The organism is Paenirhizobium daejeonense (genome assembly GCF_014280875.1).
Lineage (GTDB): Bacteria > Pseudomonadota > Alphaproteobacteria > Rhizobiales > Rhizobiaceae > Allorhizobium > Allorhizobium daejeonense.
Window position 1 is genome coordinate 264,845 of the sequence record NZ_JACLAL010000001.1, and the last position, 19,392, is coordinate 284,236.

General features: G+C 60.5%; 18 protein-coding genes. 8 read left to right on the forward strand and 10 right to left on the reverse strand.

Annotated features, from left to right (window positions below):
• Nucleotides 1-188 precede the first annotated feature (188 nt).
• From H4I99_RS01180 to H4I99_RS01190, 3 genes are all read left to right on the forward strand, one after another.
• On the forward strand, nt 189-1,979 hold the full coding sequence (locus H4I99_RS01180) for an acyl-CoA dehydrogenase family protein (RefSeq protein WP_163903857.1): 1,791 nt from the start codon (nt 189-191) through the stop codon (nt 1,977-1,979).
• A 195-nt stretch (nt 1,980-2,174) separates the two neighbouring features.
• Nucleotides 2,175-2,933, forward strand: coding sequence for a crotonase/enoyl-CoA hydratase family protein (locus tag H4I99_RS01185; protein ID WP_163903859.1), 759 nt, complete (start codon nt 2,175-2,177; stop codon nt 2,931-2,933).
• Between the two features lie 122 nt (nt 2,934-3,055).
• Nucleotides 3,056-3,352 carry a hypothetical protein gene (locus tag H4I99_RS01190; protein ID WP_163903861.1) on the forward strand — a complete coding sequence of 99 codons (297 nt, stop codon included), beginning with the start codon at nt 3,056-3,058 and terminating at the stop codon, nt 3,350-3,352.
• A gap of 8 nt (nt 3,353-3,360) precedes the next feature.
• Here the strand turns inward: H4I99_RS01190 and H4I99_RS01195 are convergent, their stop codons facing one another.
• On the reverse strand, nt 3,361-4,614 hold the full coding sequence (locus H4I99_RS01195) for a class I SAM-dependent RNA methyltransferase (protein WP_163903863.1): 1,254 nt from the start codon (nt 4,612-4,614) through the stop codon (nt 3,361-3,363).
• On the reverse strand, nt 4,611-5,375 hold the full coding sequence (locus H4I99_RS01200; protein ID WP_163903865.1) for a TlyA family RNA methyltransferase: 765 nt from the start codon (nt 5,373-5,375) through the stop codon (nt 4,611-4,613). Before H4I99_RS01200 ends, H4I99_RS01195 begins: the two co-directional genes overlap by 4 nt.
• A 323-nt stretch (nt 5,376-5,698) precedes the next feature.
• On the opposite strand from H4I99_RS01200, the gene H4I99_RS01205 reads away from it, so the two are divergent.
• The 3 genes from H4I99_RS01205 to H4I99_RS01215 all read left to right on the forward strand — a co-directional run bounded on the left by H4I99_RS01205 (nt 5,699) and on the right by H4I99_RS01215 (nt 11,008).
• Nucleotides 5,699-7,618 carry a methyl-accepting chemotaxis protein gene (locus H4I99_RS01205; RefSeq protein ID WP_163903867.1) on the forward strand — a complete coding sequence of 640 codons (1,920 nt, stop codon included), beginning with the start codon at nt 5,699-5,701 and terminating at the stop codon, nt 7,616-7,618.
• Nucleotides 7,619-7,788: 170 nt separating this feature from the next.
• Nucleotides 7,789-8,790, forward strand: coding sequence for a DUF4424 domain-containing protein (locus H4I99_RS01210; protein ID WP_163903869.1), 1,002 nt, complete (start codon nt 7,789-7,791; stop codon nt 8,788-8,790).
• 289 nt (nt 8,791-9,079) lie between these two features.
• On the forward strand, nt 9,080-11,008 hold the full coding sequence (locus tag H4I99_RS01215; RefSeq protein WP_163903871.1) for a methyl-accepting chemotaxis protein: 1,929 nt from the start codon (nt 9,080-9,082) through the stop codon (nt 11,006-11,008).
• Nucleotides 11,009-11,109: 101 nt separating this feature from the next.
• On the opposite strand, the gene H4I99_RS01220 is transcribed toward H4I99_RS01215, so the two are convergent.
• Complete coding sequence (locus H4I99_RS01220) at nt 11,110-11,448, reverse strand: hypothetical protein (protein WP_163903873.1); 339 nt, start codon at nt 11,446-11,448, stop codon at nt 11,110-11,112.
• Nucleotides 11,449-11,682: 234 nt separating this feature from the next.
• Between H4I99_RS01220 and H4I99_RS01225 the strand changes: the two genes are divergently transcribed.
• Entirely contained in the window at nt 11,683-12,174 is a 492-nt protein-coding gene (locus H4I99_RS01225; RefSeq protein ID WP_163903875.1) for an SIMPL domain-containing protein, read from the forward strand.
• 93 nt (nt 12,175-12,267) lie between these two features.
• Here H4I99_RS01225 and H4I99_RS01230 read toward each other — a convergent pair whose 3' ends face one another.
• Complete coding sequence (locus H4I99_RS01230; RefSeq protein WP_163903877.1) at nt 12,268-12,870, reverse strand: superoxide dismutase; 603 nt, start codon at nt 12,868-12,870, stop codon at nt 12,268-12,270.
• 197 nt (nt 12,871-13,067) lie between these two features.
• Between H4I99_RS01230 and H4I99_RS01235 the strand changes: the two genes are divergently transcribed.
• Nucleotides 13,068-13,391 (forward strand): hypothetical protein, encoded by a 324-nt coding sequence (locus tag H4I99_RS01235; RefSeq protein WP_163903879.1) that lies wholly within the window; start codon nt 13,068-13,070, stop codon nt 13,389-13,391.
• 21 nt (nt 13,392-13,412) lie between these two features.
• On the opposite strand, the gene H4I99_RS01240 is transcribed toward H4I99_RS01235, so the two are convergent.
• The 6 genes from H4I99_RS01240 to H4I99_RS01265 form a co-directional block, all read right to left on the reverse strand.
• Nucleotides 13,413-13,754 (reverse strand): YkgJ family cysteine cluster protein, encoded by a 342-nt coding sequence (locus tag H4I99_RS01240; RefSeq protein WP_163903881.1) that lies wholly within the window; start codon nt 13,752-13,754, stop codon nt 13,413-13,415.
• A 3-nt stretch (nt 13,755-13,757) separates the two neighbouring features.
• Entirely contained in the window at nt 13,758-14,936 is a 1,179-nt protein-coding gene (locus H4I99_RS01245; RefSeq protein WP_163903883.1) for an MFS transporter, read from the reverse strand.
• 163 nt (nt 14,937-15,099) lie between these two features.
• Complete coding sequence (locus H4I99_RS01250) at nt 15,100-15,252, reverse strand: hypothetical protein (protein ID WP_164490796.1); 153 nt, start codon at nt 15,250-15,252, stop codon at nt 15,100-15,102.
• An 833-nt stretch (nt 15,253-16,085) separates the two neighbouring features.
• Entirely contained in the window at nt 16,086-16,334 is a 249-nt protein-coding gene (locus tag H4I99_RS01255) for a hypothetical protein (protein ID WP_163898885.1), read from the reverse strand.
• Between the two features lie 28 nt (nt 16,335-16,362).
• On the reverse strand, nt 16,363-18,282 hold the full coding sequence (gene dxs, locus H4I99_RS01260) for a 1-deoxy-D-xylulose-5-phosphate synthase (RefSeq protein ID WP_163903885.1): 1,920 nt from the start codon (nt 18,280-18,282) through the stop codon (nt 16,363-16,365).
• Between the two features lie 117 nt (nt 18,283-18,399).
• Nucleotides 18,400-19,326 carry a pirin family protein gene (locus H4I99_RS01265; RefSeq protein WP_163903887.1) on the reverse strand — a complete coding sequence of 309 codons (927 nt, stop codon included), beginning with the start codon at nt 19,324-19,326 and terminating at the stop codon, nt 18,400-18,402.
• Between the last annotated feature and the right edge of the window lie 66 nt (nt 19,327-19,392).

The window sequence follows — 19,392 nt, forward strand, 5'->3', positions numbered from 1 at the left end:
AAGTTTGGGTGGATCGGCTTGCCGCTGAACGCCTTCCGGCTGGCAGGAGGAGAGGTGTTCGAAGAGGGAGCTTCAGCAAAAGATTTGACGTTTACGTAAAAATAAACTAGCCAAAAGACCAGTTGCGGGATCCTTTCCGGGGGTGGAGAAAGGGTCCGATGGGGCAACGGCAAAGCAGGAGGCTGTCCATGTACAAGGCACCGGTTGAGGAAATCGCTTTCACGCTGAAACACGTGGCGGGCATGGCCGATGCGCTGGAAGAGGGGCAGTTGGGTGATCTCAGCGACGATCTGGTGGAGGCCATCCTTGAAGAGGCCGGCCGCTTCGCCAGCGATGAAGTCGCGCCGCTTGCCGAAATCGGCGACAGGCAGGGCGCGCGTCTCGTGGACGGCAAGGTCGAGGTGCCGGATGGCTGGGCGGATCTCTATCGTCACTGGGCAGAGGGCGGCTGGAATTCGCTCGTCGCTTCGACCGCTTATGGTGGGCAGGGCCTGCCGCACATGCTGAACGTCGCGGCACTCGAAATGTGGAATTCTGGCTCCATGGCCTTCGCGCTCGGTCCGACGCTGACCATGGGTGCCGTCGAGGCCCTGACGGCTCACGGCAGCGCCGAACTCAAGGAAAAATACCTGCACAAGATGGTCTCCGGCGAATGGACCGGCACCATGAACCTGACCGAACCCCATGCCGGTTCGGACCTCGGCGTGATGAAGACCCGCGCCGAGCGCCGTGACGACGGCACCTATCGCATTTTCGGCCAGAAGATCTTCATCACCTGGGGCGAGCACGAAATCACCCGCAACATCGTCCATCTGGTTCTGGCCCGCCTGCCGGATGCGCCAGCCGGCACGCGGGGCATCTCGCTCTTCCTCGTGCCGAAATTTCTCGTTAATGACGATGGTTCGTTGGGGGCCCGCAACGATCTCCATTGCCATTCGCTGGAACACAAGCTCGGCATCCATGGCTCGCCCACCTGCACCATGATCTATGGCGATGGCCGCTACGGCGATGAAGCCGGAGCGATCGGCTACCTGATCGGCGAGGAGAACAAGGGCCTCGCCTGCATGTTCACCATGATGAACAATGCCCGTCTGGCTGTCGGCATGCAGGGCGTGGCGATTTGCGAGGCCGCCACCCAGAAGGCGGTGGCTTTCGCGAAGGAACGCACGCAGGGCAAGGCCCCGGGTTGGTCGGGTTCAGGCCAGACCGGGGGAATGAGCCCGATCATCGAGCATCCCGATGTCGCTCGCATGCTGGTGACGATGAAGGCGCTGACCCAGGGCGCGCGCGCCATCTGCTACACCTGCGCCCACGCAACCGACATGGCCCATCACGCGCGGGCGGACCGCGCCGCCCACTGGCAGGAGCGCGCGGCGCTACTCACCCCGATTGCCAAGTCCTTCGCCACCGATGCCGGCGTCGATGTCGCATCGCTCGGTATTCAGGTTCATGGCGGCATGGGCTTCATCGAGGAAACGGGTGCAGCCCGTTACCTGCGTGATGCCCGCATCGCCCCGATCTATGAAGGCACCAACGGTATTCAGGCAATCGACCTCGTCACCCGCAAACTGCCGCTGTCGAACGGCGACCACGTCAGGGGCTTCATCACCGAACTCAGGGAAATCGTCTCCTCCGTTCGTGGCTTGAACCGGGACGATTTCGGCACCACGGCCGACCGTCTGGAGGCGAGCCTTGCTGATCTCGATGAGGCGACCGAATGGCTGCTCGTCCGGATCGCCGAGGGCAACACCGCCGCAGCACTTGCGGGCGCCACCCCTTACCAGCGGCTGTTCGGCCTGGCGCTGACGGGTGCCTATCTCGCCAAGGGCGCGCTCGCCGACGCTGAAACCGGCGGTTTTGAACGTGTTGCGCTTTGCCGCTTTGCCGCCGAAAACCTGATTGCCGAAACGGCCGCGCTGAAGGATCGCGTGATCAACGGTGAAGCGAGCCTGACGGCCGCTCGTGCACTTCTCGGCTAGTACCCGTCTCCAGCCCTTCCCTACAAAAGGGGCAGGGGCTTGGCCTCCGTCACCGTTTTGATCCGGTTGGGGCGCAGGACGGTTCCTAAGGCTCTCCCCCACCTGCGGGAGAGAGGACCGGCAGGCCGGAGCGGGAGTTTTCGTTTGAATCAGCCTCCCTTAATCGGGAATGCAACGCCAACTGGGAAAGATTTTATGACTGACCATATCCTGATCGAACGCCCCGAGGCCTATCCCGGTGTTCTGGTGATCCGCTTCAACCGCCCGGAAAAGAAGAACGCCATCACCAGGGCGATGTACCAGAAGATGACCGCCGGTCTTCTCGAAGGCGAGACGGATCCGGCGATCCGGACCATTGCGCTGCTGGGAACGGAAGGCTGTTTCTCCGCCGGTAACGACATGGCCGACTTCCTCGCCTATGCCATGGCCGGAACCGTCGATCAGCCGGCGGCCTTCGAGGTGCTGAAGGCGATCTGGAGCGTGTCGAAGCCGGTTGTCTCGGGCGTTGATGGTCTTGCCATCGGCATCGGCACGACCATCAACATGCATTGCGACATGACGATTGCCTCCGAACGCAGCCTGTTCAAGACCCCGTTCGTCGATCTCGCTCTGGTGCCGGAAGCCGGCTCCAGCCTGCTTGCGCCTCGCATGATGGGGCAGCAGCGGGCGTTTGCCCTGCTCGCCGCAGGTGAAGGCTTCTCCGCCGCCGAGGCGAAAGATGCCGGCCTGATCTGGAAGATCGTTGCCCCCGAAGCCGTCGAGCCAGAGACCTTGAAGCTTGCAGCCTCGCTGGCCGCCAAGCCGCCGGAAGCCATGCGCATCACCCGCGACCTGCTGCGCGGCGACCGTGGCGCACTGCTCGCCCGCATGGAAGAGGAACTCACCTATTTCATAGAACGCCTGAAGAGCGCCGAGGCCATGGCCTCTTTCCAGAGCTTCATGAAGGGGCGCTGATAAATCCCAGACAGATGACGTGAGAATACAGGGGACAAGGCGAGACCATAATCTCGCCTCTTGGTGTTTCTTTAATCACTGGCGGTCTCTTATCGCCGGAGGAAAAACGGAGGAGCCGAACGGTGAAGATTTCAGCTGGAAGCCTCGCCCTCGCATTGATCGTGACCGCCACCGCCATGCTGGAGCCGCTGACGGCGGCCGTGGCTTTTGCCCAGAGCGGCGGCACCATCGTCAACAGCCAGTCCAACCGGCCGAAGCCGCAGCCCGGTGTGCGTCCGCAACGCTATTATTGCGCGGTCGATCCGCCGGCCAGCGCCAAGATCAGCGGACAGTTCACTTGCCCGGCCGAGCCCGGTCGCGTTGGCGGCCGTTGCCGCTGCGCCAACGTCACAGGCTCGGGTACGCTCTACACCTATTGAGCGAAGGTTCAGCTCCTGCTGAGCGTTGCCACGACTTCGACATGCGGCGACCACAGGAACTGGTCGATCGGCGTCACGCTGTCGATGCGGTAACCGCCGGCTGTCAGCAGCGCGAGATCGCGGGCAAGCGAGAGCGGATTGCAGCTCACGGCCACGATCTTCTTGACGGTGGAGCGCGCGAGTTCCTTGCACTGCGCCTCGGCGCCGGCGCGCGGCGGGTCGAAGACCACGGCGTCGAAGGTCTTGAGTTCGGCGGTCATCAGCGGCCGGCGGAAAAGATCGCGCTTCTCGACCTTGACGGGCTTCAGCCCCTGCGTGTTGCGTGCGGCGAAGTCGAGCGCCTTCAGCGCCTTTTCCTCGCTCTCAACCGCGAGCACCTGCCCGGTGCGGGCGAGCCTGAGCGCAAACGTGCCGACGCCGGCGAAGAGATCGGCGACGCGCTTGGCCTTGCCGACATGCTGAAGCGTCAGCTGCGCCATGGCTTCCTCGGCGGCGATGGTGGCCTGGGTGAAGGCGCCGGGCGGCGGAAAAACGGCGACGCCGGAAAAATCGAGAACCGGTTTCTGCTGTTCGATCACGACTTCGCTATTAAACGAGACGCGGGCTATGCCGCGCATCGCAAGCACCGTTTCCGTGATGGCGCGGCGTTCCTTGTCGGCGAGCGTCTTGATGCCATCCAGCGCGATATCGAGACCGGAAAGCGTTTCGATCACCGTCATCCGGAAGGGCTCGGCATTGGTCGTGGCGGCCCAACCGATCTTCTTCAGTGCATCGAGCCTCGACAGGATGCCTGCCGAGGCGATGGGACATTCCTCGATGGCGACGATGTGGTGGCTTTCCGCCTGGTTGAAGCCGATCAGCAGTTCCTTCTCGGTTCGCCGTGCTGCAAACACCACACGCCGACGCTGGCCCGGATCGGCTTCGATGATCTCGTTAACCGGCACGTCGATGCCTTTGGACTTCAGCGCTGAGACGACGAGCGACCGTTTGAAGGCATTGTAGGCGGGTTTGGCCATATGCTGCAGCGAACAGCCACCGCAGCTTCCTCCGACACCGTCAGGGCCAAAATGGCGACACGCGGGTGCGATGCGTTCGCTTGATGTCTCGGTATAGGAGATGATCGTGCCCTGGTTCTTGATGCGGGCGATGGCGAGCTTTTCACCGGGCAGCGAGAAGGGAACGTAAATTGGTCCGGCTGCGCCATGGGCGATGCCGTCTCCCTGCGCGCCGAGGCTGTCGATGGTGACGGTTTCCGTACTCATTCCTCGTCCTCCGGCTTGCGGCCCGCCAGCAGGAACTCCTCGTTGCCGTCGCCGCCCGCAATGGGCGAGGGGATGAGACCGAGGCTTTCCCAGCCCATGTCTTCGACAAGCCAGCGCTCCAGTTCGGCGGCGACGAGAGGTGCGCTTTCCGGCTCTTTGAGGAGGCCAGCCTTGCTGATCGCATCGCGGCCCGCCTCGAACTGCGGTTTGACCAGCAGCAGGCAGTGGCTGCCCGGTTCGGCCAGATCGAGAGCGGGTGCGAGCGCCAGCTTCAGCGAGATGAACGATACGTCCGATACGATGAAGTCGATGGGTCGGTCGTCGATGTCCTCGGGCTCGAGGTAGCGGGCGTTCAGACCCTCTATATTGGTCACGCGCTCGTCGCTCGCCAGCCGCGGATGAAACTGCCCATGGCCGACATCGATCGATGTCACATGGCCCGCGCCGCGCTTCAGCAGGACCTCGGTGAAGCCGCCGGTCGAGGCCCCGACATCGAGACATTCGCGTCCCTCAGGGTCGAGCTTGAAATGGTCGAGACCCGCGACGAGCTTCAGTGCGGCACGCGACACGTAGTCCTGTGCCGGATCGTCGATCGAGAATTCATGATCGGCCGAAAACACAAGGCTCGGCTTGGTGACGACCTTGCCGTCGATCTTCACCGTGCCGCGCTGGATCGCGTCGCGGGCGCGCGAGCGGCTGGCGAAGAGGTCGAGGGCGACCAGAAGCTGGTCGAGGCGCTGGGGTTCGGGCTTTGATGACATCGCCTGTCAATGGCGACATGCACGCCGGAGCGCAAGTGCTTTGTTGGGATTCGCCCGCGCAGCGCGCCTGCAAGGGAGATAAAGTCGGTTGAGACGGTTTGCTGGAACAATCTCCGCCCGCTCGGAAGCATCAACTTTCGTATAGTAGGTATTGGAAATTTAGAGAATTTTTATTCATGTCGGATAGATACACCGATGGCGCGCAGTCGCCAGGATGCACCGCGATGGATGCGGCGAAGAAGTGCAAGCGGACGCCATGACGTCGAGACCGCGGCGAAGGTATTCACCCCGCCGGCAACGGCCGGACCCAGGATAGGCACCGCATGTCGCGCCCGAACATAAAGACCTCCCTCATTGCAATTTTTGTCGCGATCGCACTTATCACCAGTGCTTTCGCCTGGCTGACGATCCGTTCGTTTGAAGCCATCGACAAGGCTTCAACAGACGTTTCCGAAAACTGGCTGCCCAGCGTCAAGGCGGCCAAGGAATTGGAAACCGCGATTTTCGACCTTCGTCTCGGCTATCTCAACCATGTGACTGCGCGTACGCCGGAAGCTATCGCCGAAGCCGACAAGATGGTTGCAGGTCGGCTGGCGCGGTTTGAAAGCGCGCTCAAGCAATACGAGCCGCTCGTTTCTTCTAAGGAAGAAGGTGACCTGTTGAACCGGATCAGGGATGGCGTGAACGCTTACAACAAGCGCGGCGCGGATTTGCTGGACCTTTCCCGCAGCAACCGCAATGACGAGGCGCTGGCCGTGTTGGACGACATGCGCAAGATGATGCAGCCCATTCTGGGGCTCCTCGAAGGTTTGGTGCAGATCAATGTCGATGGCGCTGCAAAGTCCGTCGCAATCTCCAAGAGCACCTATCATTCGGCTGTCATATCGACCTATGTCACGGTCGCCATCGTTTTTGCGATTGTTATAGTAGCAGCGATTTTCGCCATGGTCGGCATTGCCGCGCCCATCCAGAAGATCACCGAATCCATGCGCCGGCTGGCCGGTGGCGACACGGCGTCGCCGGTACCATTCTCCACGCGCACCGACGAAATTGGCGCCATGGCCGGTGCTGTCCAGATCTTCCGCGAAGCCGCTATCGAAAACATCCGCCTGTCGCAAGAGGCCGAGGAACAGCGCCGCTCGAACGAGGAACAGCGTGTCGTTCTTCAGCGTCGTGCCGAGGAAGAAGCTCGCCGCAAGCTGCTCGAAGCCACCAGTGCCCTTGCGGTCGGCATGAAGAGCCTTGCAGGCGGTGACCTTACCTTCCAGATCACCGAACAGGTTTCCGAGGATTTCGAGGGCCTCAAGGCGGACTTCAACTCGGCAGTGAAACAGCTTGGTGAAACACTGGCCGCCGTCGCCGGTGCGACCCGCACCATTGATAACGGTACCCGCGAGATTTCGGCCGGTGCCGAGGATCTGTCGCGCCGTACCGAACAGCAGGCTGCCTCGCTTGAGGAAACGGCTGCCGCGCTCGACCAGATCACCGTCAACGTCTCCAACTCCAGCCGGCGGGCCGAAGAGGCCCGTGAAGTCGCGACCAAGGCAACGGCTAGCGCCACCCATTCCGGTGCTGTGGTCTCTCAAGCGGTAAGTGCCATGAGCCGGATCGAGGACTCATCGAGCCAGATTTCCAACATCATCAGCGTGATTGACGAAATCGCCTTCCAGACCAACCTGCTGGCCCTCAATGCCGGCGTCGAGGCAGCGCGCGCCGGTGAAGCGGGCAAGGGCTTTGCCGTCGTGGCACAGGAGGTCCGCGAACTCGCCCAGCGTTCGGCCCAGGCCGCGAAGGAGATCAAGGGTCTCATTCAGAACTCTGCCGGCGAGGTGCAGAACGGTGTCAAGCTGGTTCGCGAGACCGGCGTCGCGCTGAAGTCGATCGAGGAGCTCATCCTCATCATCAACGATCACATGAGCGCCATCGCCACCTCGGCACGGGAACAGTCGAACGGTCTGAGCGAGGTTAATACCGCCGTCAACCAGATGGACCAGGTGACCCAGCAGAACGCTGCGATGGTCGAGGAATCGAATGCCGCAAGCGCAAGCCTCGCCATGGAAAGCGCGCGCCTGAGCGATCTGATAGCCCGCTTCAGGCTGGCTGGCAGCCGTCAGGCTCCGGCCGAGGCATCTCCGGCGATCCGCAGCGCGCCGAAGTCGGCCCCGGCACCGGTCGCCCGCCGCTCGATGCCCGTGGTTCAGGGTAACACAGCCCTCAAGGCTGACGAGTGGACGGAATTCTGAGCGCGCTCGAACACGATTGAATAGAGCGAAACCCTCCGGTTCATGGCTGGAGGGTTTTTCGTTGAAAGGAAGCGAGTGCCTGTGACCTTCCACGATTGACCTTCACGTCTTTGCCCCGCTAACTCGGCGTATCGCGATGCGTGTCGCCGGATGGCTCAAAAGGGAGAGAGATGATGAAGCAGGCTCTGTTGGCCGCTATTGGTGTTCTGGGGGCAATGCCTGTGCTTGCCAATGACACCATGGCCGAAGTGAAAACCGGCGGTCTGGTCTATGTGCAGACCACTGAAGTCGAGATGACGTCGGAAGAGCTTTTCATTTCGTCTGAACGCGTCGAGGTCAACTACGTCTTCCACAACGGCACCGACAAGGACATTGTATCCTATGTCGCCTTTCCCATGCCGGACATCACCGCCGGGCCGGATGTCAACATATCTCTGCCGGACTTGGAAAAGGATAATTTCCTCGGCTTTTCCGTCACCCAGGACGGGCAGCCGATTACGCCGCAACTCCAGCAGCGCGTTTATGCCACAGGTATTGATATGACGGATGTGGTGACCGCGCAGGGCGTACCTCTCCAGCCTTTCAGTGACGCGACCGCCCCCGCTCTCGAAAAACTACCGGAAGACGTGCTGGCCGACTGGATGTCGCGCGGCCTCGTCTATGACGATGCCTATGATACCGGCAATGGCTGGGAACATCACCCGGCGCCGCTCTGGACCCTGAAATCCGCCTACTGGTGGAAGACGACCTTTCCCGCCGGCAAGGATGTGAAAGTTCATCATTCCTACACGCCAAGCGTCGGCGGCACGGTCGCCATGACCTTCATAGAGAATGGTCAACCGACCGAATACGCTTATGAGACATACAAGACGCGTTACTGTCTCGATGACGATTTCATGCGCACGGCGGCAAAGCTGGAAAAGGCCAGCCAGGACGGGAAAGGACCATACTACACGGAAAACTGGATCTCCTATGTCCTGACGACAGGGGCCAACTGGGGTGGCCCGATCAAGAACTTCAAGCTGACCATCGACAAGGGCAAGCCGAACAACTTCGTCAGTTTCTGCGGCGAGGGTGTGAAGAAGACCGGCCCGACCACCTTCGAAATGAAGGCCGAGGATTTCTATCCGGAAAGGGATCTCGATATCCTGCTGCTGGTAGCTTCCGAATGAGCCTAAGTGAAAGCACTTCTCTCTCTCCGGGGAAGGGCGCAATTTGTCTATAGTTCATAACCAAAAAATAAGGGCAATCGGTCTATATTCGGTCGATTGCCTGTAAGGCCGCACATTTGGGTGCATCCATGATGGATCGCGCTGCGGCCTCGTCGGGGGTATCCATGGCCCGCTTTCGGAGCGGTTCATCGGTATTCCCGATCGAAAGCGCAATCATGCCCGATGCGGCGGTAGAGTTCGGTTCAATGCAACTGTTCTCGTTGATCGCCAGGCGAAAGAGACTGATTGCATGTCCCTGAAGAACCTTTCACTCAACAAGAAGCTGATCCTGACTTTCCTCGGCATCATGGCCAGTTGCTTCATCGCGACCGCCATTGTCTTCGTCGAGGCCTATCGCGCTAAGCTTGCCGCGCAGGAACAGGGCAAGTCCGAACACGTCCTCGCACTCTCCGACATGGCACTGGAAACCATGCTGGAGCAGGCGGTTAACCTGCGTGGCTACCTGCTGTTTCGCAGCGAAAGCACCTATGCCGACGTATTTGCCAATCGTGAGAAGATGCTGACCTATATCGCGGAAGCGAGGAAGGCGGCTGCCGACATGCCGTCGATCGTCGCATCGCTGGATTCGATGAAGTCCGCAGCCGACATCTTCCACAAGGAGCTTTCGGAGCCGCAGCTCGCCGCTCGCAAGGATACGGACAAGCAGATTTCCGAGATCGTCGAGATCGGCCGCAACGCTTCCAAGGGTCAGCTCGATGCCTTCCGCGCTGAAGCCGCGAAGATCAAGACCCAGATCAGCGAGGTATCCGTCCGCAACCATCAGGCTCTGGAAAGCGCCCACTTCAACCTGGAGCTCGCGCTGGTCGTCGGTGGCGGCATCGCGGGCGTCGTCGCCGTATTCCTCATCTGGCAGCTTTCCCGCGCCATCGTCGTACCGATCGTCGGCATGACCGCCGCCATGACGCGCCTAGCAGATGGCGAGCACAACGTCGATGTTCCGGCCCTCGACCGGGGTGACGAAGTGGGCAAGATGGCGAAAGCCGTCGTCGTCTTCAAGGACGCTGCCATCGAGAAGCTGCGCCTGTCGGGAGAAACGGAAGCCATGCGTGCCCAGGCCGAAGAGGAGCGTCGCCGCGCCGAGGCCGAGAAGGCTCGCGAGGCCGAAGAGATCGGCTTCGCCATGGACCAGCTCGCCACCGGCCTCACGGCGCTTGCGGACGGAAACGTCGCCTATCGCATCAATTCGACTTTCGCCGCCCGTCTCGATGCTCTCCGGCTGAACTTCAATGCCTCGCTGGACAAGCTCCAGGCCGCACTTCGTTCCGTTGGCGACAACGCCGCCGCGATCAATGCCGGTGCATCGGAAATCCGCGCCTCGGCTGACGACCTCGCCAAGCGCACCGAACAGCAGGCGGCTTCCGTCGAGGAAACCGCGGCCGCTCTCGAACAGGTCGTCACCACGGTCAAGGATACGGCTCGCCGCGCCGAGGATGTCGGCGCTCTCGTTGCCCGCACCCGTGCCGGCGCCGAGCGCTCCGGTCAGGTTGTCGGCAATGCTGTTGCTGCCATGACCGAGATCGAGAAGTCTTCCGGCGAGATCGGCAAGATCATCAGCGTAATCGAGGACATCGCCTTCCAGACCAACCTCCTGGCGCTGAACGCCGGCGTCGAGGCAGCCCGCGCCGGCGAGGCTGGCAAGGGTTTCGCGGTCGTCGCCCAGGAAGTGCGCGAGCTCGCCCAGCGTTCGGCGAACGCAGCAAAGGAAATCAAGTCGCTGATCTCGACCTCTTCCGCACAGGTCGGTAACGGCGTGGCGCTGGTCGATGAAACGGGAACCGAGCTTGAAAAGATCGTGCAGGCGGTTCTGGAAATCAGCGACCATGTGTCGGCGATCGTTACCGCAAGCCGCGAACAGTCAACCGGCCTGCAGGAGATCAACACCGCCGTCAACTCGATGGACCAGGGCACTCAGCAGAACGCCGCCATGGTGGAACAACAGACGGCAGCCAGCCATTCGCTGGCGACCGAAGCGGCCTCGCTCAATGCCCTGCTGGCGCAGTTCCAACTCGGCTCCGAGCGTCAGGCTTCCGCTCCGAGCGTGGCCGGTCGAGATGCGAAACCCGCGGCGTCTCCCGCGCGCGCTCTCGCAGGTCGCATCTCCAGCGCATTTGGTGGAGGGGCGGCGACGGCAGCCAAGCAGGAATGGTCGGAATTCTGATCCTGTACATTAAGTCACAACAAAAAAGCCCGGCGAATTGCCGGGCTTTTTTGTTACAGGCTATCGGCGGCAGCGCGAGCGGCCACCTTGCTATGTGGACCTCAGCGCCAGTTCCAGCTGCTGCTGTTGCGCGTGGGCTGGGTAGCGCTGGCGAGGAAATAGCCGATCAGGCCGCCGAGAATGCCGACGGTTACCAGCGCGGTCGAGGTGGCGGCTGGATGTTCCCGCACGACCGATGCAACGGTGCCGGCCTCGTCCTTGGCGTAAGCCGCGACGTCCTGGGCCTTGCGCGAGGCGCCGTTCAATGCCGTGGCGGCGCGGCCGCGCACTTCTCCCGACACCCGGTCCCCTTCCTCGGCCAGCAGATCCTTGAAATGCATGACCTGTGCCTGCAGGCTGCGCAACTCGTTCATGATGTCGCTGTTGTTGGTCGAAGCCATCGTCTCTTCCTTTCGGTCTCGTTGAAACTTCTCGACGGGGAGAACGCGAAAGGGGCGGGAATGTTCCTGATATCGGTCCGGTGTTCTCCCCAAAAAAGTTAGGCAAGCTCGATGATCTCGGGCTATCGCTAGCAATCGGCGAATGAAGCAGGACCTGGCTGCGTCGGGGAACACGGTACGCGGGGGACACGAGGCATTCGCTTCCGAATCTTTCCTCTCAGCAGGTATCAACCGATGAAGACCATCCTTGCCGCTGCCATCCTGGCTTTCTCACTCTCAGGCGCAGCCCAGGCTGCGACGCTTGAATTCCCAAGCGACGAGCCGATCGCATCCATAACCATTCCCGACAACTGGGGTCCGTCCGAAACGGAATCCGGCATCGAGGCGACCTCCGATGACGGCGCGATCTATCTCTCCATCGACGTCGCCGAAAGCGACACGACGGACAAGGTGATCGATGATGTCTTCGCCTTTCTGGAAGATAACGGCGTGAAGATCGATCCCGCGACGCAAAAGCAGTCCGAGGACAAGTTCAACGGCATGGAAATGACCAATTTCGACTGGAGCGGCACCGACAAGGACGGTGATGTCAGCATTGGCGTGTCACTGGTCTCGCCGAAGCGTGGCAAGCTCCTCGTCGTCACCTATTGGGGAACCAAGGGTGAGCAGGAAAAGCATAGCAAAGTTCTGTTGGACATCATCTCCTCGCTCAAGCCCGCCGGCTGAGCGGAAGGCTTTCCAGCCAGTACATGAAAAGCAAAACACCCGGCACGTTTCCGTGCCGGGTGTTCCGACAAGCCGGTGAAACGGCGGCGAGGATTACTTCGCTGCGGCTTCGTAGAGTTCGAGAACGTAGTCCCAGTTGATCAGGCTGTCGACGAAGGCTTCGAGATACTTCGGACGAGCGTTGCGGTAGTCGATGTAGTAGGAGTGTTCCCACACGTCGACGCCGAGGATCGGGGAGGCGCCGTGAACCAGCGGGTTTTCGCCGTTCGGGGTCTTGGAGATAGCGAGCTTGCCGTCCTTGACGGAAAGCCATGCCCAGCCGGAGCCGAACTGCGTGGTGCCGGCTGCAATGAAATCAGCCTTGAACTTGTCGTAACCGCCGAGGTCGCTGTCGATAGCGCCCTGCAGCTTGCCCGGAAGCTTGTTGCCGCCGCCGTCCTTCTTCATCCACTTCCAGAAGTGGACGTGGTTGTAGTGCTGGGCAGCGTTGTTGAAGAGGCCCTGGTTGGTGCCGAAGGACTTCTTGACGACTTCTTCCAGCGACAGGTCGGCCAAGCCGGCTTCGGCAGCAAGCTTGTTGCCGTTGTCGACATAAGCCTTGTGATGCTTGTCGTGGTGATATTCCAGCGTTTCGGCCGACATGAACGGCGCAAGCGAGTCGTAGGCGTAGGGAAGTTCGGGCAATTCAAAAGCCATGGTAAAATCTCCTTTTGGCAACAGATTGCGAATTCGGCGGGTGACCGGAACATAGGAGCGGAACCTTCGGGAGGCAACCTGCCAAAGGTCAAAATTGTTCCATTCCGGAGAAAGAATTCACTGCCGGCGACCCTCTTCACGCAGCATTCATTTCAGTCCGTTAAAAACAGTCGAAACAAAACCTTGAGGAGCTTTCGATGCGCCGCAGCCTATCTGCTTCACTGGCCTTTTTTGCGCTTACCGTTCCGGCACTCGCTTCGTCCGATGGCGCATGGGAAGAGTTCGCCGCCGATGTGAAGAAGAAGTGCATCGAGGCTGCAGAGCCGATGATCGAGAAGGCCGCGATTGCGGTCGATCCCTTCGGCTCGGAACGCTTCGGTCTGGCGGTCCTCAGCGGCAAGGCCAAGGGTGGCGACGCCACGGTCAGCTATATCTGCGTCTACGATAAGCAAGCCCAGACCGTCGAACTCGGCAGCGAGCTGACGGCGGACACCATTTCCGTCACCATTCCCAAGAACTGAGCTGTATGCAGGCTCGGGCGATCAGCTGAAATAACGATCCGGATCCGGCAGGCCCGCAAGGCTGAAGCCGAATTCGGCACGGGCGATCTTGCATTCCTCGTCGCCCGGCATGCAGGTGCGACAGACATGCGGGCGCACCATGTAGACCGAACAGCCGACATGTTTGCCGACTTCACCGGTCAGTGCCGCGCAGCGTCCGTTCTCGAACTTCATGCCGCTTTCGTCCTTCGCGATCATCGCCTCGGGAATGGCGGCGATTTCCTCGTCGCTTTCCAGCGAGAAGCGCGGCCATTCCGCCGAATAGGCGCAGCACGCGCCGCAGGACTGACAGTCGAAGATTTCGGGAGGCGAGGTTTCGAGCATCGCTCAGCCCTTCCTTGCCGCTGGACGACGCGCGAGGCCGAAGGCGAATATGCCGGCGAAGACCAGCATGGTGATGCCGATGGAAAGCGGTCCGGCATCCAGTGACACGCTATCCATGATGACGCCCATCGCACCAGAACCGGCAGCACTGCCGATCGCATAGGCAAGACCATAGGCGGCAGCGCCCGAAACCAGCAGGCCGCCGCGGAAGCGGTCGCCGAGCAGGGTCAGCGCGCAGGTATAGAGCGAAAAGCTTGCCGCCCCGAGCACGGAGACGGTGACCAGCAGCGCGATTTCGGATGTCAGGAGGGGCAAGGCCATGAAGCTTGCGCCGCAGGTGACGGCAGACCCGACGGTGATGATCCCGCGCGGAATGCGGTCCAGCAGGTAGCCAACCAACGGCTGCGCAAGCGCCGTCGGCAGCGCCACCATGGTCACGACGAAGGCGGCGAAGTTCTCGGAATAGCCGCGCTCGACGAAGTAGAGCGGAATGGTCGAGATCGCCGCGATGTCGGAAAAGCCGAAGGCGACGACCATCAGCACCAGAATGGGCGCAAGCCGCACGAACTGGATCAGTCCGCCAGCCGACGATCGCTCCGGCCTTGTCCGGGCGAAACGTCCGAGCATTACCGATGCGAAGGCCACGAAGGCGATGTAGACGGCAACCAGCGCGAAGGCGAAGCCGTCTTCCGTGCCGACGAAGGGAATGGCAAGCGGCCCTGCGGCAAAGCCCGCGCACATGCTGGCGCCGTATATGCCGGAAACCCGGCCGCGCAGCCGGTCGGGACAGGCGGTGTTCAGCCATGCCTCGCTGATGGTGAAGATGATGCTGGTGGAGACCCCGAGCAGAAAACGGGCGACGAACCACACCCAGACCGCGTCGAACATCGCGAATGCGGTCAGCGACACGGACGCACCAATAAGGCCGGCGACGATCAGCCGGTCGCCTCTCAGCATCGTGGTCAGCCGTCCGATCAGCAGGGTCGAGGTGGCAAGGCCCGCCGCGAAGACGGAAGCGTTAAGGCCGGCAAGGCTCGACGAAACGCCACGGCTTTCCAGCACCAGCGCGATCAGCGGATAGGTCAGACCCTGTCCGACGGAAAACGCCGTGACGCCCAGGATCACCACGGCAATCGCCGCCCAGTCGGGCGCGAAGTCTTCGGCAATGGCGGACATCTGCATCACGGCCTCCCTTGGGGCGCAGGTGGGGGCGCAGGTTTGGGCTGCGTTCTTACGATTTCTTGTCTGGATTGGGCTCCGGTCTACCGGGGCGCGGGGCGGAAGTCCAGCGGGAGCAACGCTGCCCCGATTTCAGGGCGACGAAACCGTTGCGATCTTGCCGCCGTTACTCGCCGCTCTTTCGGGTGCAGACATAGTCTTTCCGGATGCAGGCGATCGATGGCGTCGAGCAGACCGGCTGACCGTCCGTGACCTTGCAGATGCTGCACTGGTCGGTGAATTCGGCGCAGGCCGGTTCCGCCTTGAGGAAGGCTTCCATGTTGCGCTGAACCTGCGCCGCGTCCTCGGCGGCTACCGATTTGTGTACGCGGTATAGGCTTTGCTTGAAAGAGACTACGGGTTCAATTTATAAAGTTATCGATGCCAGGCAAAGTAAGACGACCGCGTATGATCGGGTCGCAATTTTATCAAAAAACGAAATTCAGGGAATGCTGTATAGTTATAAAGATGAGAAATAAATATATTTTTTTCGAAAAAAATCCTAAAATGAAAATAGATGATCGCATAATGCTTGCGGTGATGACTTTTTCATTTTTTTATGATGTAATTTTTAAGGTATTGCTTTATTTAGATATAATTGAAGTTAATAAAAATTATGTTTGTTTTAGTAATGCGATAATATTTATTATTATGGTATTATACACAATTTTAATATTAATTATGTCGATAAATAGAAACGTGTATAATTTAGATGATTTTCCAAGATTAATAAACATATTATTTGTGATTTTTATTTGTTTATCGATTATTTTTTTATATTTTCCGAAACTTGAAAATGGCAAATTTGAAGATTTTGTGTATGGACGATATGATTTTGATATTTACTATTCGATAGAATATCTGCTTTTGATTGTTTGTATGTTTGGATTTTTGCATTACAATATTCTGTTGTTGAGGGTTCTGATTGGAATCGCTCATCACAAGATTACGGGTGCTTAGCTGCTGTAGCTCGTGAAAGGCACCATCGTGCTTCAAGCCCCATAGATTGCCGGGACAAGGCGGTGTCAGCCGCACTTTGCTGATCGTGAAGATGATGTTGGTAGAAGCCACGAGCAGCAAACGCGCGACGACCCAAGTCGCATCGCGTCTGCACTACTCCCCGCTCTTGCGGGTGCAGACATAGTCTTTCCGGATGCAGGCGATCGATGGCGTCGAGCAGACCGGCTGACCGTCCGTGACCTTGCAGATGCTGCACTCGTCGGTGAATTCGGCGCAGGCCGGTTCAGCCTTGAGGAAGGCTTCCATGTTGCGCTGGATCTGCACCGCGTCCTCGGCGGCAGCAGGGCCGACGGCGAAGGCCGAGGCCAGCGCCAAGAAACTGGCGGCGATGGAAGAACGCATGCCGGCCTCCCTCTGTTCGCCGGAAATGTTATCCGGCCGCGTTGACGCCAACGCCGCTCTGGCCGAGCGCGGCAAAGACGGTTTTCAGGATGCCCGTATGGTCGAGACCGGCCTTGGCATACATGGTCTCGGGCTTTGCCTGATCCATCCAGATATCCGGCAGAACCAGCGGCCGCACCTTGAGGCCGCTGTCGAGCAGGCCTTCGGTCGCGAGATAGTGCAGGACCTGCGAGCCGAAACCGCCGACCGCACCTTCCTCGACCGTGACCAGCACGGCGTGATGGCGGGCAAGCTGGCGGATCAGGTCGTGATCGAGCGGCTTGGCGAAACGGGCATCGGCAACCGTGGTGGAAAGCCCTGCTGCCTCCAGATCTTCGGCCGCCAGCATGCAATCGGCAAGGCGGGTGCCGAAGGAGAGGAGCGCCACCTTGCTGCCCTGACGGATCACACGGCCCTTGCCGATTTCCAGGATTTCGCCGCGTTCGGGAAGCTGTACGCCGACGCCTTCGCCGCGCGGATAGCGGAAGGAGATCGGGCCGTCGTCATAAGCAACGGCCGTGCGCACCATGTGCTTCAGTTCCGCCTCGTCGGCAGCCGCCATCACCACGAAGCCGGGCAGGCTGGCGAGGAAGCCGGTATCGAATGAACCGGCATGGGTCGGACCATCGGCGCCGACGAAACCGGCGCGGTCGATCGGGAAGCGGACCGGCAGGCCCTGGATCGCAACGTCATGGACCACCTGGTCGTAGCCGCGCTGAAGGAAGGTGGAATAAAGCGCGCAGAAAGGCTTGTAGCCTTCCGTCGCAAGTCCTGCAGCGAAGGTGACGGCATGCTGCTCGGCGATACCGACGTCGAAGGTCCGTTTGGGGAAGACCTCCTGCAGCTTGTCGAGGCCGGTGCCGGAGGGCATGGCGGCGGTGATGCCGACGATCTTGTCGTCAAGGCGGGCTTCCTGCACCAGCGTTTCGCCGAAGACCGAGGTATAGCTCGGTGCATTCGGTTTTGCCTTCGCCTGAGCGCCGGTGATGACGTCGAACCGGTTGACGCCGTGATACTTGTCGGCGGCGGCTTCGGCCGGGGCATAGCCCTTGCCCTTCTGCGTCACGACATGGATCAGCACGGGGCCAAGCGCGTTGTCGCGCACATTGCGCAGAACCGGGAGCAGGTGCTCGAAGGAGTGGCCGTCGATCGGGCCGATGTGATAGAAGCCGAGTTCCTCGAACATCGTGCCGCCGGTGACATAGCCGCGGGCATGACCGACCGCGCGGGTGATCGCCCGGTCGACGTTCTTGCCAAGATAGGCGGTGAGTTTCTTTCCGATTTCGCGAAAGCCCATATAGGTCCGGCCGGAGGCAAGGCGGGCCAGATAGGCGCTCATCGCGCCGGTCGGCGGGGCAATCGACATATCGTTGTCGTTGAGGATGACGATTAGCCGCGCATCGAGCGCGCCGGCATTGTTCAGTGCCTCATAGGCCATGCCGGCCGACATCGCACCGTCGCCGATGACGGCGATCACCTTGCGGTCGGTGCCGGCAAGATCGGAGGCGACCGCCATGCCGAGGCCGGCCGAGATCGAGGTCGAGGAATGGGCCGCGCCGAAGGGGTCGTATTCGCTCTCGGCGCGCTTGGTGAAGCCGGAAAGCCCGTCTTCCTGGCGCAGCGTGCGGATGCGGTCGCGACGGCCGGTCAGGATCTTGTGCGGATAACACTGGTGGCCAACGTCGAAGATCAGGCGATCGTCAGGCGTTTCGAAGACTTTGTGAATGGCGATGGTGAGTTCAACCACACCGAGACCTGCGCCCAGATGGCCGCCGGTCTTCGACACTGCGTCGATCATTTCCTTGCGGAGTTCAGCTGCGAGCTGCGGCAGGTCGCGGTCGTCAAGACCTCTCAGGTCTGCGGGAAGCTTGACCTTGTCCAGCAAGGGAGTCTCGGGAAGGGGTGTCACTGGCGCGTAACTCTTGAGCTTGTCTTCATTTTCGGCGTGTCGTCCGCCTTTACAGGATTTAGCCGGACGACAAAAGCGCGATGCCTCACAAACGAGGCCGAAGGGCTTATATAGCCGTCAAAAGCCTTCGGGCAAAGGAATAAACTCTTCCTCGTCGCCGGGAACGATATCGAAGCGTCCGCTTCGCCATTCTTCCTTCGCCTGTTCGATGCGTTCCTTGGAGGAGGAAACGAAATTCCACCAGATGTGGCGCTTCGAATTGAGTGCTGCTCCTCCGAACAGCATGATGTGACAGCCCGCAGCGCCGGCGCGAAGCGTAATTGCGTCACCCGGACGGAAAACCAGCAACTGGTCGGCGGCGAAGACATCGCCCGCAATCTCCACTTCGCCTGATAGCACATAGGCTGCCCGTTCCTCGTGGCTGGCGTCGAAGGGGAAGCTGCCGCCGGGAACGAGTGTCACATCGACATAAAGCGTGTCGGAATAGGATTTGACCGGCGATGTCAGCCCGCCGATGCTGCCGATCACCACGCGGCCGCTCGCTCCGGCGGCATCGAAGGTCGGCATGGCGTTCTTTTCGGTGTGGGCAAATGCGGGGTCGATCTCTTCCTTGTCGTCGGGCAGGGCCAGCCATGTTTGCAGGCCGGAAATCGAAAAGGGATTGCCGCGCAGCTTTTCCGGCGTGCGCTCGGAATGCACGATGCCGCGGCCGGCGGTCATCAGGTTGATGTCACCGGGCTGTATCACCAGTTCGGTGCCGAGGCTGTCGCGATGCTTGATCTCGCCGTCGAAAAGATAGGTGACGGTGGAAAGCCCGATATGCGGATGCGGACGCACATCCATCGCCTCGCCGGCCTTCAGGAGGGCAGGGCCCATCCGGTCGAAGAAGATGAAGGGACCAACCAGACGGCGGCGTGCCGAAGGCAGCGCCCGCCTCACCGAGAAGCCGCCGAGATCGCTGGTGCGCGGAATGATCAGGTGCTCGATGGCGTCACAGGCGAATGCATCGCCGGGAACGGGATCATTTCCGGGAAAGAACGACATGGGTCTTGGCCTCCATATTTGCGTCGGTCGCTAATGTAGGGTTGAATTCCTGCAAAGGACAGTGCG